The following is a 12,979-nucleotide window of genomic DNA, read 5'->3' on the forward strand; positions in this document are numbered from 1 at the left end:
AACCATATTGACCATAATGGTCAATCTAGTTGTCTGCAAGCTAGTGTCGGGAGATGCCCGATCTGCCGCCCGACCACAACGTGCCGTTCCTGCTGCTCGGCGCATTCAACTCGATGACCGACGAGGTGAATCGCCGGCTCGCCACCATGGGGTTCGAGGGCGTACGCAACTCGCATGGGTTTGCGATGCAAGCGATCGGCGACGGCTGCACGAGCGTGCAGCTGGGACAGCGGCTCGGCATCTCGAAACAGGCTGCCGCCAAGACCGTCCAGGGCCTGGAGTCGATGGGGTTCGTCGATCGAACACCGAACCCGGCCGACGCCAGAGAACTTCTGGTCGCCCCCACCGCACGCGGTCGAAAGATGTTGCGGCTGTCGGGGGAAGCCTTCGCCGAGATCGTCGCGGGTTGGCGCTCCGATCTCGGCGACCGAAACGTCGACGCGCTGCTCAAGACGCTGGTGCACGCCGGCAGGCCTCGAGACGTGGGTGGCCAGCACGGCTAGTGCTGATGCGCCGCTGGGATCAGCCAGGCCGGCAAGGGATCCGAGTAGCCCCGCCAGAGATCCGGACCGTCCCGCAGCTCGTCATCGGTCAGCAGCGCCTCGGTCAGCAACCGGGTCGGCGCGTACTTGTCCAATCGCACCCCGATGAACACCAGCTCCTGGCCGGGCCCGGCCGCCGGGTCGCCGGGCGGAGTCCAGTACTGCGCCGGTTCGATGGTCAGGTTCGGCCCCGCCTGCGACCAGACGGCCACGATGTCCGGGCGGCTGGCAATCCAGCAGAATCCCTTGCTGCGCACCACACCTCGAAGATCATCAAGCGCCCGGGCCAGCCGTTCCGGATGGAACGGCCGATCGGAGCGGAACGCGACGGAGGATATCCCGTACTCCTCGGTCTCCGGCACGTGATTGAACAGCACCTCGTCGTCCCAGCCGGCGATCGCCGACGCCTCCTCATGATCGAACAGCCCCGTCCCGATGACCTGCTCGAGGTCGACGCGGCCGTGATCGGTGACGATCAGCTTCGCCCGCGGGTTCAGCCGCGTGACCGTCGCCTCGACGCTGCCGCGCGCGGTCGCCGAGACCAGGTCGGTCTTGTTGAGAATTACCACGTCGGCGAACTCGACCTGATCGACGAGCAGATCGGAGATGGTGCGCTGGTCTCCGTCGGCGGCCTGCATGTCCCGGGTATCGAGCCGGTCGCCGCGGGCGAGCTCGGCCAGGAAGGTCGAGCAATCGACGACGGTGACCATGGTGTCGAGGCGCGCCAGATCGGACAGCGAGCTGCCGTCTTCGAATACCCAGTCGAAGGTGGCGGCAACGGGCATCGGCTCGGAGATTCCGGTCGACTCGATGACCAGGTGGTCGAAGCGACCGGCCTTGGCCAGTTCGCCGACGGCGTCGATCAAGTCCTCCCGCAGCGTGCAGCAGATGCAGCCGTTCGTCAGCTCGACCATCCGCTCCTCGGTGCGATCGAAGCCACCGAGTTCGACCAGGGACGCATCGATGTTGATCTCACTCATGTCGTTCACGATCACCGCTATCCGCATCCCCTCCCGGTTCGCGAGCAGCTGATTGAGCAGAGTGGTCTTGCCCGATCCGAGGAATCCGGACAAGACAGTGACGGGCAACGGGTGATCAGAAAGGGTCATTCCTTAATGATAATCATTTTCATTAAGGAATGACTAGGGGCGCAGGTCGCCGACGCCGATCGCGATCATCGGATGCGCCGCCGGATCGAGCCAACGCAGGATCCGCACCAGCTGATCCCGGCCGATCGTCACGCACCCGGCGGTCGGCTTGTTCTCGGTGACGTGCAGAAAGATCGCCGAGCCCTGCCCCGGGACGCGCAGCGGATTGCTGGCGATGTCGACGGCGTAGTCGTAGATCGGACCGGCGCCGTAGAGATTCTCGCTGTCGCCACCCGGGCTCACTCCCCGCCGCACATGCGAGTTGTAGGTCGGCGACGCGATGTTCCCATCCCACCAATCATTAGCTCCCGCTTGGAAATACGGCATCCTGGTGCCCGGATTCGGTTGGCGGCCGAAGGCCTGATCGAGCCCGAAGGTGCCGGCCGGGGTGCGGGTCGATGTCTCCGACGGCTCGCCGATCCCCTGGCTGCCGAGGTCCGCATGCATGGGACCCGCGACCACCGACCAGTGCCCGTCAGGCTGTCGCTGATAGGCGGTGAGCGTGCCCGCGGTGGCGGCCGTAGACCCGGCCGACACCGTGATCAGCTGGTCGGTCGGGGTCGACACCGGATCCGCAACGGCCGGTTCGCCGATGCCGGCGATCACAGCGACGACCGGCACCACTACCAGGACTCGACCGATCCACCGCACGCATCCGAGTATGCGTGCGGTGGACGGTGACTGCAGCGCTTTCAGGCGCCGGGGGCGAATTCCTCCAGCATGTCGGTGACCAGCGCCGCGATCGGCGACCGCTCGCTGCGGGCCAGCGTGATGTGCGCGAACAACGGATGACCCTTGAGCTTCTCGATGACCGCCGCCACGCCGTCATGCCGCCCGACCCGCAGGTTGTCGCGCTGGGCTACGTCGTGCGTCAGCACCACCCGCGACCCGGTGCCCAATCGCGACAACACGGTCAGCAGCACGTTGCGCTCCAACGACTGCGCCTCGTCGACGATCACGAAGGAGTCATGCAGCGACCGACCGCGAATATGCGTGAGCGGCAACACTTCCAGCATTCCGCGCGAGAGCACTTCCTCGATCACCTCGGTCGATGCCAGGCCCTCCAGGGTGTCGAACACCGCCTGCGCCCACGGCCCCATCTTCTCGTCGGCGCCGCCGGGCAGATAGCCGAGCTGTTGTCCGCCAACGGCATACAGCGGCCGGAACACGACCACCTTGCGCTGGGTCCGACGTTCCAGCACGGCCTCCAGGCCCGCGCACAGCGCGAGCGCCGACTTGCCCGTACCGGCCTTGCCGCCGAGCGACACGATGCCGACGCTTTCGTCGAGGAGCAGGTCGAGCGCCACTCGCTGTTCGGCCGACCGGCCGCGGAGCCCGAACGCCTCCCGGTCGCCGCGGACCAGCTGCACCTGCTTGCTCTCCGTCACCCGGCCGAGCGCGCTCGACGTGCCGCCCAGCAGCCGAACTCCGGTGTGGCACGGTAGATCTCGTGCGCCGTCGATATCGACGGCGCCGTCGGCGAAGAGCTGGTCGACGGTCTGCGGCGCCACCTCCAGCTCGTCCATGCCCGTCCAACCGGACGTCACCACATCCTGCGCGTGATACTCGTCGGCCGCCAGGCCGACCGCGCCCGCCTTGACGCGCAGCGGCGTGTCCTTGGTGACCAGTACGACGTCATTGCCCTCGGCGCGAAAGTTCAACGCGCAGGCGAGGATTCGCGAATCGTTCGTGTCGGTGCGGAATCCGGCCGGCAGCACCGTCGGATCGGTGTGGTTGAGCTCGACCTGCAGCGTCCCGCCGTCATCGCCGATCGGAATCGGCTGGTCCAGGCGGCCGTGCTCCAGTCGCAGATCGTCCAAGAGCCGCAACGCTTCCCGAGCGAACCAGCCCAGTTCCGCGTGGTGGCGTTTGCCCTCCAACTCGCTGATCACGACGAGCGGCAGGATCACCTGATGCTCGGCGAATCGGGTGACCGCCCAGGGATCGGAGAGGAGAACGGAGGTGTCGATGACGTAGGTGCGCACTGAAGGCTCCTCGCCCGGGCGGCACCCGCACGGGCACTGGTCAGGCCGTCCGAGAACGACCTAGTGGGGCGGTCGATCCGAGCAATACCGGGGCCGGTGTGTCGAACCTTCCGGACGAACCGCTTCCCCACGGCCCGTCATCGACAACGTACGCCGGGCCACGCGGTCGGGCGCGGCACCTACCCCGCGTGTCTGTGAAACTTAAGTGACAAACCGGGAACTTTCGGTAAATCGCAGGTCTCAGAGACCCGCGAGTTCACGCAGCTTGGCCGCGTTCGCCTCGGCGTCCGAGTACGCGCCGAGCAGCGCGAACTGGCTGTCGAAGTCCTGAACGTCGGCGCCGATCGCCTGCCGCTCCGCGACGGCCTTGTCGACCGCGGCCGCCACGGCATCGCGATCGTCGGCGACAGCCTTAGCCAGGAACTTCGCGAACGTCTGCGACGACACGTCGTCGTCGTGCCGGATCTTCTTCAGGATGCCCTTGAGCACGTCGTCGTCGGTGTCGACCAGCAGCTGATCGATGAAGGACACGAGCGCCAGCTCGTGCAGCGCCAGCAGTGCGAATACGTCGAGCACGCCGTACTCGAGCGCGGTCGGGTTCTGCTTGTAGCCCTGCATCACATGATGCAGGCGGCGCATCTCCAGGTCTTCCGGGTCCTGGGTGCGCGAGACGACGACGTAGTCGCGCAGCGCGATCGCGTGGCGGTTGTCCTCCGCCGTCCATCCGCCCACGACCGGGCGCCATTCCGATGCCGGCGGGCAGTGCATCGCCAGCAGCCGGTGGTACGAGGGCAGGTTGTCCTTGGTCAGCAGCAGCGCCAGCAATGCCGCGTGAACCGTCTCCGAGCCCTTGGCCTGGCCCTCGTCCCAATCCTCGCCGCCGAGGAAGGCGTAGTTCTTGCCGTCGGCCCAGGCGATCCAGTCGTGCGGGTTCCATACCTCGGCAGCCGCGTTGTGCTGCTCCATGATCTCGTCGATCGAGGCGGTCAGCACGGGCAGCAAGGCTTGCTGGCTAGAAGAAGTCACCCGGACACTGTAGCCAGTGTCACTGCTCGCGACTGAGCAACCCCCACGACTCCAGTCCGTCGTACAGCGGGAAGTCCAGAGCCAGCTGCGAGACCCGCGCCCGCAGGGCGGGGACGTCGGCATTCCGGCCGGCGGCGAGGGCGGTCCCGATGATGTCGGCGACCTCGCGGAACTGCTCTTCCCCGAATCCGCGCGTGGCGAGGGCGGGCGTGCCGATCCGCAGGCCCGAGGTCACCATCGGCGGCCTCGGGTCGAACGGCACCGCATTGCGATTCACCGTGATGCCCACCTCGTGGAGCAGATCCTCGGCCTGCTGACCATCGAGCGCGCTGTTGCGCAGATCCACCAGCACCAGGTGCACATCGGTGCCGCCGGTCAGCACCGACACGCCGGCCTTCTCCACGTCCGCACCGGTGAGCCGGTCGGCCAGGATCTTTGCGCCGTCCAGCGTGCGCTGCTGGCGCTCCTTGAACTCCTCGGTGCCGGCCACCTTGAGCGCGACCGCCTTGGCAGCGATCACGTGCATCAGCGGTCCACCCTGCTGGCCCGGGAACACGGCGGAGTTGAGCTTCTTGGCCCACTCCTGCTTGGCCAGAATGATTCCCGACCGCGGGCCGCCCAGCGTCTTGTGCACGGTGGACGAGACGACGTCGGCATGCGGCACCGGATTCGGGTGCAGCCCGGCGGCGACCAGGCCGGCGAAGTGCGCCATGTCGACCCACAGATGCGCACCGACCTCGTCGGCGATCTCGCGGAACGCGGCGAAGTCGAGGGTCCGCGGGTAGGCCGACCAGCCGGCGACGATCACCTTCGGCTTGGTGTCGAGGGCGATCTTGCGCACCTCATCCATGTCGATCCGGAAGTCTTCCTTGCTGACGCCGTAGAAGGCGTTCTCGTAGAGCTTCCCGGAGAAGTTCAGGCGCATACCGTGTGTCAGGTGGCCGCCGTGCGCGAGGTCCAGACCGAGCAGCGTCTCGCCCGGCTCCATCAATGCCTGCAGCACGGCCGCGTTGGCCTGCGCGCCCGAATGCGGCTGCACATTGGCGAAGTCGGCGCCGAACAGTGCCTTTGCGCGATCACGCGCGATGTCCTCGACGACGTCGACGTATTCGCAGCCGCCGTAGTAGCGCCGGCCCGGGTAGCCCTCGGCGTACTTGTTGGTCAGCACGCTGCCTTGCGCCTGCAGCACCGCACGCGGCACGAAGTTCTCCGACGCGATCATCTCCAGGGTGTCGCGCTGGCGCGAGAGCTCCCCGTTCATCGCCGCGGCCACATCGGGATCGAGCTCGGCGAGGCTGGCGGTGTTGACGTCTACGTGCGCAGTGGTGTCGGCCATGGCCGTCATTCTATTTGTGCTGCGTTCCGGATCAGAACCGGGATCAACCGGTCGACATCATCGAGCGGCTCGGCGCTCTTGAGCGCCCGCGACTGGACGACCGCGCCCTCCATCGCGCTCATGACGAACCGCGCCATCGACGGAGCGTCGGCGGCCGGCACCCCATAGGCGGTGAGGGCGTCACGGAGCACGCCGATCCAGTCGCCGAGCACCTGTGCCGCGATCGCCTGAACCTGCGGATCAGCCTCGTCCAGGGCTGCGGCGGCGATGGGACAGCCGGCGGCGAAGTCGCTGCGCTGCAGATCGCGTCGCCACCAGTCCGTCATCGCGGCCGCCCAGTCCTCGGGCTCGCCGGACGCCACCGCGCTGCTGATCACCTCGGCCATGTAACTGCCGGCCCGCGCGGTCGCGGCGGCGACCAGCTCCCCCTTGCCGTTCGGAAAGTGCTGATAGAGCGAGTTCCGGGACGCGTCGCTGCGTTCGAGCAGCGCGGTCAGACCGGTTCCGGCGACGCCGTATTCGCGCATCTGCGCAATCGCGCCGAGGATCAGCCGCTCGCGTGGTCCAGGTCTCATCGTCGTCCCAACTCTTGTGTGAACCGATCGGTCCATGTTGTGATCGCTGCAGCCAGTATGGACCGATCGGTACACGAAGGGAAACGATCATGACCGAGGCCGCAACGCCCGATATCTCGACCATGACCGGGCTCGAACTGCTCAGGCACGGCATGGCCACCGCCGACCGGCCGCCGACGATCGGCGACCTCCTCGGGATGCGACCCGTCGAGCTCGAGTACGGGCATGTCGTCTTCGAACTGACTACCCGCCCCGAGTTCGCCAATCCGCTCGGCACCACCCACGGCGGCATCTGCGCCACACTGCTCGACTCAGTCCTGGGCTGCGCCGTGCACACCACCCTGCCCGCCGGCGTCGGCTACACCACGCTGGAGCTGAAGGTGAACTACATCAAGGCCGTATCGACCGACAATCGGCGCCTCACGGCCACCGGCACGACAATCCACGTGGGCCGCTCCACAGCGACCGCGGAAGGGCGCGTCGTCGACGACAACGGTCGACTGGTCGCCCACGCCACCACCACCTGCATCATCTTGTCTGGCGCCAGCTGAACGCCTGGCTGCGTTATGGCGAAGGCCCGCAAGGGAAAGCGCCTTAGCGGACCTCCGCCATCCTTGCCAGATCGCCCAGCTCAACGCCGGCCAGCGATTTCGTTATGCCGCGAGTTCCGCCCGGATCGACGAGGGGATGAGCGGCTCGTCGAGCAGCCGCCCGAACCGCGCCAACCGTTGATCGGCCGGCACCGCGTCCAGCCAGGTCTGCAGCAGCCGATAGCCCTCGACGTAGGTCGAGATATAGGCCCGCCACAGCGGCGACGACAGGAACCGCAGGGTCTGCCGGGCGCGCTGCGGCGTCGAGAGCGACCACCGCTCCAGATACGCGGCGACCTCGTCGGCATCGCGGCCCCGATCGTGCAGCAACAACGCCGCATCCTGGCGCACCCCGAGCAGGCCGGCCGCCGCACGGGCGATCGCCTGCGCGCGCTCGCCGTCGAACCGCAGCCCCAGGTCGGCGTAGATCTCCTGCGCCCACAGGCCCCAGTCATCCCCAGCCGCGGCATGCAGGGCGTGGTCGGCGAGGCCCTCGGCCATCAGGCACTGCGGTGTGTTCACCAGGAAGATCGACTGCTCGCGCTCGCCGCCGCCGACCAGCAGCCGCTCCTTGCGGCAGTGTTCGGTGTGATGGCCCGGATACGCCTCGTGCGCGATGAGATGCGGCAGCGTCGACAGATGCTGGGTCAGGTCGCCGTTGATCGCGACCCGCGACCGATAGTTGCCGAGGTAATAGTTGAAGCCCGACCACGGCTTGTCCGAAACCACCTGGAAATCAACGGTTTCCGTCTCGGGCAGTGGATACTCGGCGCGCACCCGGTCACGCAGCGCGCCGGCGAACGCGTCGACGCAGGCGGTCAGCTTGTCGGCCGGGATCTCGTCACGCCGCTTGTACGACGCATAGCGTTCGCCGAGATCGCCGCTGCCGTCGAGCAATTCGTCCAGCTGCCGGTGCGCGTCCCGGTAGCGCTCCTGATCCTCCATCGCGATATCGACGTCGAAGTAGGCACGCACCTCGTCGACGAAGGAGATCTCGTCACCGGCGAACTTGCGGGCCGAACACTCCAGCGCAACAAGATGGGCGTCGATGAAGGCCTGCCTCGCGCGCGGCAACCCTGCGGCCGGCAGTTCGCTGCGCAGGCGGCGGGCAGTGCCGGCCAACGTTCGAGGATCGGGTCTGGGTCCCACGGCGACTTCTTTGCGCAGCTCCGGGTCGCCGGTGAACGCGTCGACGAAGCCGTCTTCTACGCGATCGAAAGCCAGGCCGAGCCGCAGGTAATCGTCAAGGATGCGGGGCGCGCTCACCCGCCAAACGCTACCCGCCCGTCCACGGCCGCGGGCCACCCGGAACACTGGGGACATGGCACGTGTGACCAACGAGCCGAGCCCGTATATCGAGCTGGATCGCAAGCAGTGGCGCACCCTGCGGCAGTCCATGCCTATGGTGCTCACCGAAGACGAGCTCGAACAGCTGCGTGGCCTCGGCGAACAGGTCGACCTCAACGAGGTCGCCGATGTGTATCTGCCGCTGTCGCGTCTCATCCATCTGCAGGTCACCGCCCGTCAGCGACTGTTCGCCGCCACGGCGACCTTCCTCGGCGAGCAGCACCCGTCCAAGCAGGTGCCGTTCATCATCGGCGTCGGCGGCAGCGTCGCGGTCGGCAAGTCGACGACCGCCCGCGTGCTGCAGGCGCTGCTGGCCCGCTGGGACCACCACCCCAAGGTCGACCTGATCACCACCGACGGGTTCCTCTACCCCACCGCCGAATTGCAGCGGCGAGGGATCATGCACCGCAAGGGTTTTCCCGAGTCCTACGACCGACGGGCACTGCTGCGGTTCGTCACCGAGGTCAAGTCCGGCGCCCCGGAAGTGAGCGCACCGGTCTATTCACACCTGTCGTACGACATCGTCAAGGGCGTCAAACACCATGTGCGCCAACCGGACATCCTGATCGTCGAGGGCTTGAACGTCCTGCAGACCGGGCCGCGGCTGATGGTGTCGGACCTGTTCGACTTCTCGGTCTACGTCGACGCGCGCATCGAAGACATCGAGAAGTGGTACATCCAGCGCTTCCTCGCGATGCGCTCAAACGCGTTCGCCGACCCGAATTCGTACTTCCACCACTACGCCTCACTGACCGACGAGCAGGCGACGCTCGCCGCGCGTGACATCTGGAACAGCGTCAACCGGCCGAATCTGGTGGAGAACATTCTGCCAACCCGGCCGCGCGCCACGCTGGTGCTGCGCAAGGACGCCGACCACGCCATCAACAGGGTCCGTTTGAGGAAACTCTGAGCGTCAGGATCCGTAGCGCCGCTGGCGCGCGCCGAAATCTCGCAGCGCACGCAGGAAGTCGACCCGACGGAACTCGGGCCAGTAGGCGTCGGTGAACCACATCTCCGAATACGCGCTCTGCCAGAGCAGGAAACCCGAAAGTCGTTGCTCACCAGAGGTTCTGATGACCAGATCGGGATCCGGCTGCCCCTTGGTGTAGAGATGCGCGTCGATGCCCTCGACCGTCACCGCGTCGATGAGCTGGTCGGCACTGTGGCCCGCCGCGACCTCGTCGGTCAGCAAGGACCGCACGGCGTCGACGATCTCCTGGCGCCCGCCGTAGCCGACCGCGACGTTGACATGCATCCCGCCGCGTCCCGCCGTGCGCTCCTCCGCCGACTTGAGCCGCTGGGCCACGGCCTGCGGCAACTGGTCGAGCGTGCCGACGATCTTGATGCGCCAGTTCTGGTCCGGCGCCGAGATCTCGTCGACCACATCCGGCACGATCTCCAGCAGCGCGCCGAGTTCCTCGGGATCCCGGTTCAGGTTCTCGACGGACAGCAGATAGATGGTCACCGTCTGAATCGAGAGCGTGCTGCACCAGCCGAGCATCTCGGCGATCTTCTGCGCACCCACCCGGTGGCCGTGGTTGACGTCTTCGAACCCGGCTTCGCGCGCCCAGCGCCGGTTGCCGTCGCAGATGATGGCGATGTGCCGCGGGTATCGCGACGGATCGAGGTGATCGCGCACGCGGCGTTCGTACAACTTGTACAGAGGTCCGCGAACCTGACCGGGCAGCAACTTCACGCTGACTAACGATACGCGTGTTGCCGAACACGTTCGGTGCCCGACCGCCGGAACCTACGCTACCGTAGGTTCATGACGACCACCGCCGGAGAGATGGACGCGGCAGGCCACGGCGAACTCGATCTGCTCGCGATCCTCAAGCCCCGCATGCGTGGCATCCTGCACAAATACGCCGGTTTCGTCGCGGTCATCGCCGGGATCACACTGGTCGCGGTCGCCTGGCCCCTGGTCGGCCCGGCAGCCGCCGGCGCCTGTGCCATCTACGCGCTCACCGTCTGCGGCGTGTTCGGCGTCAGCGCCACCTATCACCGGGTGAACTGGCCGACCGACCGCGCCCGCATCTGGATGAAACGCGCCGACCACTCGATGATCTTCGTGTTCATCGCCGGCAGCTATACCCCGTTCTGTGTGATGGGGCTGCCGTCACCGACGCGCTGGATCGTGCTGGCGGTCGTCTGGGGTGGCGCAGTCGCCGGCGTCACCCTCAAGGTCGCCTGGCCGACGGCGCCGCGCTGGGTCGGCGTGCCGCTATACCTGCTGCTGGGATGGACGATCGTCTTCGTCGCGCCGCAGCTGGTGCACGACGCCGGAGTCGCGGTGATGGTGCTGCTGGCCGTGGGCGGCGCGATCTACAGCATCGGCGCCATCCTCTACGCCGCGAAGTGGCCGAACCCATGGCCGGCCACGTTCGGCCACCACGAGTTCTTCCACGCCTGCACGATCGCCGCCGCCGTCGTCCATTACGTCGCAGTCTGGCTGGTTGTCTTCAGCTAGCCAGTCGCTCGTCGGTGCCCGCCACCCGGCCGGTCGCCAACGCGACCCGGTTCCACACGTTGATCATCGCGATCGCGGCAAGGAGCTGACCGGCCTCGGCAGGATCGAACTGCTCCTGGACCCGGGCGTGCAGCTCGTCGGAGACGCCGCCGTCGCCGATCCGGGTCACCGCCTCGGCGTACTGCAGGGCGGCCCGCTCGCGGTCGGTGAAGAAGTTCGGCGCCTCATGCCAGACCGCGATCATGTGCAGCTTCTCGTTGTCGATGCCCATCTCGAGGGCATCGCTGACGTGCATGTGCACGCAGTAGGCACAGCCGTTGAGCTGCGACGAGCGGATCTTGATCAGTTCGTTGATCACCGGATCGAGGCCGGCGGCCGAGGCCATCTGCAGTCCCACCATGGCCTTGTAGGCGGCCGGGCTGGTCTTTCCGAGGTATTCGCGTTGTGTCATGTCTCCAACCTAGGGAGATATTGACCCATGCCGTTAGTGCAATTGTCCGGTCAATAGTTGGGCCAATTCTCCTCGGTTCGGGTAGCGTCCGCCGCCATGGAGAACGCCTGGGCCGACCTCGCCTCCCGCCTCGGTGTCGACCTGCACCTCGATCTGCGTCCGGACGATTCACACGGACGACGACGCGGCCTCGCCGAGGCACTGCGGGCCGCCGTGCGGTCGGGGCGGCTCCGCGCCGGCGACCGGCTGCCGCCGTACCGCTCGTTGGCCGCCGACCTGGGCCTGTCGCGGGGTACGGTGGCCGCGGTCTATCAGGAGTTGATCGCCGAGGGCTGGCTGGCGGCGCGGCAGGGGTCGGGGACCATGGTCGCGGACGTGCTGCCGGATCGCAGCGCCGCAACCGGCCCGCACGCCATGGCGCGCCCGGATCCGCAGTACCGTCATGACTTTCAGCTCGGGCAGCCGACGCCCGCACTGTTCCCCCGGGCCGATTGGATCGCGGCCACCCGCCGAGCCGTCGGCGCCGCGCCGAACTCGGCGTTCGCCGCGGGCCATGCGCAGGGGTATCGACCGCTACGAGAAGCGTTGGCGCGCTATCTCGCCCGCATTCGCGGCGTCCGGACGACCGCCGACAACATCGTCGTCACCGCGTCCGTCTCACAGGCCGCCGAGCTGCTGGGCCGGACGTTGGGCGGCCCGATCGCGGTCGAGAGCTACGGGCTGCAACTTCACGGCCAGCTGTTGGAACAGGGTGGCGCGCAGACCATTCCGATCGCCATCGACGACGATGGCCTGCGGGTCGACCAGCTCTCCGACAACCTGACCGCCGTCCTCTGCACGCCGACGCACCAGTTCCCCACCGGCGTCGCGCTCGCCCCCGCCCGCCGGTCCGCGCTACTGGAGCATGCCCGCCGGACGAACATGCTGGTGCTCGAGGACGACTACGACGGCGAGCTGCGCTACGACCGCGAGCCGATCGGCGCGCTGCAGGCCCTGGCCCCGGAGCTCGTGCTCTACCTCGGAACCGCCAGCAAGAGCCTGTCCCCGGCCGTGCGGATCGCCTGGATGGCGGTGCCAGATCACTTGGTGGACACCATGATCGCTGCGAAAGGCCCGCGCGAGGGAACGGCAAGCGTCGTCGATCAGATGATCTTCGCCGACCTCATCGAGTCCGGTGCGTACGACCGGCACGTCCGCCGATCGCGGCAGTACTATCGCCGCCGCCGGGACCGGCTGCTCGAACTGCTCGGCGACGAGGCACCCGTTCGCGGTATCGCCGCCGGGTTGCATGCGGTGATCGAATTGCCCACCGGCGCCGAACAATCCGTCGTCGCCGAGGGTGATCGCCGGGGCTTCCGGATGCTCGGGCTGGACGAATACCGACATCCGGACGCGACGGACCGGGTCGCGGACGGGCTGGTGATCGGGTTCGGCAGCCCGCCGGCGAGCAAGTTCGACGACGATGTCCGAGCGCTCGCCGCGCTGCTCGTCACAGCCGGCGGGTAGCGA

General features: G+C 67.4%; 14 protein-coding genes. 5 read left to right on the forward strand and 9 right to left on the reverse strand.

Annotated elements, in window-relative coordinates; genetic code table 11:
- Window positions 1–53 precede the first annotated feature (53 nt).
- Window positions 54–503: a MarR family winged helix-turn-helix transcriptional regulator gene (locus G341_RS21730; protein WP_018179148.1), complete on the forward strand. Its 450-nt coding sequence runs from the start codon at window positions 54–56 to the stop codon at window positions 501–503.
- Here G341_RS21730 and G341_RS0110760 read toward each other — a convergent pair.
- From G341_RS0110760 to G341_RS0110785, 6 genes are all read right to left on the reverse strand, one after another.
- The gene (locus G341_RS0110760; protein ID WP_026303524.1) at window positions 500–1,651 is read right to left on the reverse strand and encodes a GTP-binding protein; all 1,152 of its coding nucleotides are present in this window, start codon (window positions 1,649–1,651) and stop codon (window positions 500–502) included. The two genes, G341_RS21730 and G341_RS0110760, sit on opposite strands and share 4 nt — an antisense overlap.
- 33 nt (window positions 1,652–1,684) lie before the next feature.
- Window positions 1,685–2,341 carry a L,D-transpeptidase family protein gene (locus G341_RS0110765; protein WP_222836594.1) on the reverse strand — a complete coding sequence of 219 codons (657 nt, stop codon included), beginning with the start codon at window positions 2,339–2,341 and terminating at the stop codon, window positions 1,685–1,687.
- Between the two features lie 41 nt (window positions 2,342–2,382).
- Window positions 2,383–3,675 carry an RNA 5'-3' helicase PhoH2 gene (phoH2, locus tag G341_RS0110770; protein WP_018179151.1) on the reverse strand — a complete coding sequence of 431 codons (1,293 nt, stop codon included), beginning with the start codon at window positions 3,673–3,675 and terminating at the stop codon, window positions 2,383–2,385.
- A gap of 240 nt (window positions 3,676–3,915) precedes the next feature.
- Entirely contained in the window at window positions 3,916–4,701 is a 786-nt protein-coding gene (locus G341_RS21735) for an acyl-ACP desaturase (protein ID WP_051092727.1), read from the reverse strand.
- A 19-nt stretch (window positions 4,702–4,720) separates the two neighbouring features.
- Window positions 4,721–6,046 carry a serine hydroxymethyltransferase gene (gene glyA, locus G341_RS0110780; protein WP_018179153.1) on the reverse strand — a complete coding sequence of 442 codons (1,326 nt, stop codon included), beginning with the start codon at window positions 6,044–6,046 and terminating at the stop codon, window positions 4,721–4,723.
- Window positions 6,043–6,612, reverse strand: coding sequence for a TetR/AcrR family transcriptional regulator (locus G341_RS0110785; protein ID WP_018179154.1), 570 nt, complete (start codon window positions 6,610–6,612; stop codon window positions 6,043–6,045). Before G341_RS0110785 ends, glyA begins: the two co-directional genes overlap by 4 nt.
- An 89-nt stretch (window positions 6,613–6,701) precedes the next feature.
- Between G341_RS0110785 and G341_RS0110790 the strand changes: the two genes are divergently transcribed.
- Entirely contained in the window at window positions 6,702–7,163 is a 462-nt protein-coding gene (locus G341_RS0110790) for a PaaI family thioesterase (RefSeq protein ID WP_018179155.1), read from the forward strand.
- A gap of 102 nt (window positions 7,164–7,265) precedes the next feature.
- Here the strand turns inward: G341_RS0110790 and G341_RS0110795 are convergent, their stop codons facing one another.
- Entirely contained in the window at window positions 7,266–8,468 is a 1,203-nt protein-coding gene (locus tag G341_RS0110795) for a hypothetical protein (RefSeq protein ID WP_018179156.1), read from the reverse strand.
- A gap of 55 nt (window positions 8,469–8,523) precedes the next feature.
- On the opposite strand from G341_RS0110795, the gene coaA reads away from it, so the two are divergent.
- Window positions 8,524–9,459 carry a type I pantothenate kinase gene (gene coaA / locus G341_RS0110800; protein ID WP_018179157.1) on the forward strand — a complete coding sequence of 312 codons (936 nt, stop codon included), beginning with the start codon at window positions 8,524–8,526 and terminating at the stop codon, window positions 9,457–9,459.
- 3 nt (window positions 9,460–9,462) lie between these two features.
- Here coaA and G341_RS0110805 read toward each other — a convergent pair whose 3' ends face one another.
- A complete protein-coding gene (locus tag G341_RS0110805; protein WP_018179158.1) occupies window positions 9,463–10,245 on the reverse strand; it encodes an isoprenyl transferase in 783 nt (260 codons plus the stop codon).
- Window positions 10,246–10,338: 93 nt separating this feature from the next.
- Between G341_RS0110805 and trhA the strand changes: the two genes are divergently transcribed.
- A complete protein-coding gene (trhA, locus tag G341_RS0110810) occupies window positions 10,339–11,019 on the forward strand; it encodes a PAQR family membrane homeostasis protein TrhA (protein ID WP_026303527.1) in 681 nt (226 codons plus the stop codon).
- Here trhA and G341_RS0110815 read toward each other — a convergent pair.
- A complete protein-coding gene (locus G341_RS0110815) occupies window positions 11,012–11,470 on the reverse strand; it encodes a carboxymuconolactone decarboxylase family protein (RefSeq protein ID WP_018179160.1) in 459 nt (152 codons plus the stop codon). The genes trhA and G341_RS0110815 overlap by 8 nt on opposite strands.
- A gap of 96 nt (window positions 11,471–11,566) precedes the next feature.
- Here G341_RS0110815 and pdxR point away from each other — a divergent pair, with 96 nt between their 5' ends.
- On the forward strand, window positions 11,567–12,976 hold the full coding sequence (gene pdxR, locus G341_RS0110820; protein ID WP_018179161.1) for a MocR-like pyridoxine biosynthesis transcription factor PdxR: 1,410 nt from the start codon (window positions 11,567–11,569) through the stop codon (window positions 12,974–12,976).
- Window positions 12,977–12,979: the final 3 nt, after the last annotated feature.

Source organism: Jongsikchunia kroppenstedtii DSM 45133 (assembly GCF_000380485.1).
In the GTDB taxonomy this organism is placed as follows: Bacteria; Actinomycetota; Actinomycetes; order Mycobacteriales; family Mycobacteriaceae; genus Jongsikchunia; species Jongsikchunia kroppenstedtii.

Bases quoted from the DNA above. Each gene is read 5' to 3' on its own strand.
- G341_RS21730 (WP_018179148.1), top strand. From the start codon at position 54: ATGCCCGATCTGCCGCCCGACCACAACGTGCCGTTCCTGCTGCTCGGC.
- G341_RS0110760 (WP_026303524.1), bottom strand. From the start codon at position 1,651: ATGACCCTTTCTGATCACCCGTTGCCCGTCACTGTCTTGTCCGGATTC.
- glyA (WP_018179153.1), bottom strand. From the start codon at position 6,046: ATGACGGCCATGGCCGACACCACTGCGCACGTAGACGTCAACACCGCC.
- G341_RS0110785 (WP_018179154.1), bottom strand. From the start codon at position 6,612: ATGAGACCTGGACCACGCGAGCGGCTGATCCTCGGCGCGATTGCGCAG.
- G341_RS0110790 (WP_018179155.1), top strand. From the start codon at position 6,702: ATGACCGAGGCCGCAACGCCCGATATCTCGACCATGACCGGGCTCGAA.
- coaA (WP_018179157.1), top strand. From the start codon at position 8,524: ATGGCACGTGTGACCAACGAGCCGAGCCCGTATATCGAGCTGGATCGC.
- trhA (WP_026303527.1), top strand. From the start codon at position 10,339: ATGGACGCGGCAGGCCACGGCGAACTCGATCTGCTCGCGATCCTCAAG.
- G341_RS0110815 (WP_018179160.1), bottom strand. From the start codon at position 11,470: ATGACACAACGCGAATACCTCGGAAAGACCAGCCCGGCCGCCTACAAG.
- pdxR (WP_018179161.1), top strand. From the start codon at position 11,567: ATGGAGAACGCCTGGGCCGACCTCGCCTCCCGCCTCGGTGTCGACCTG.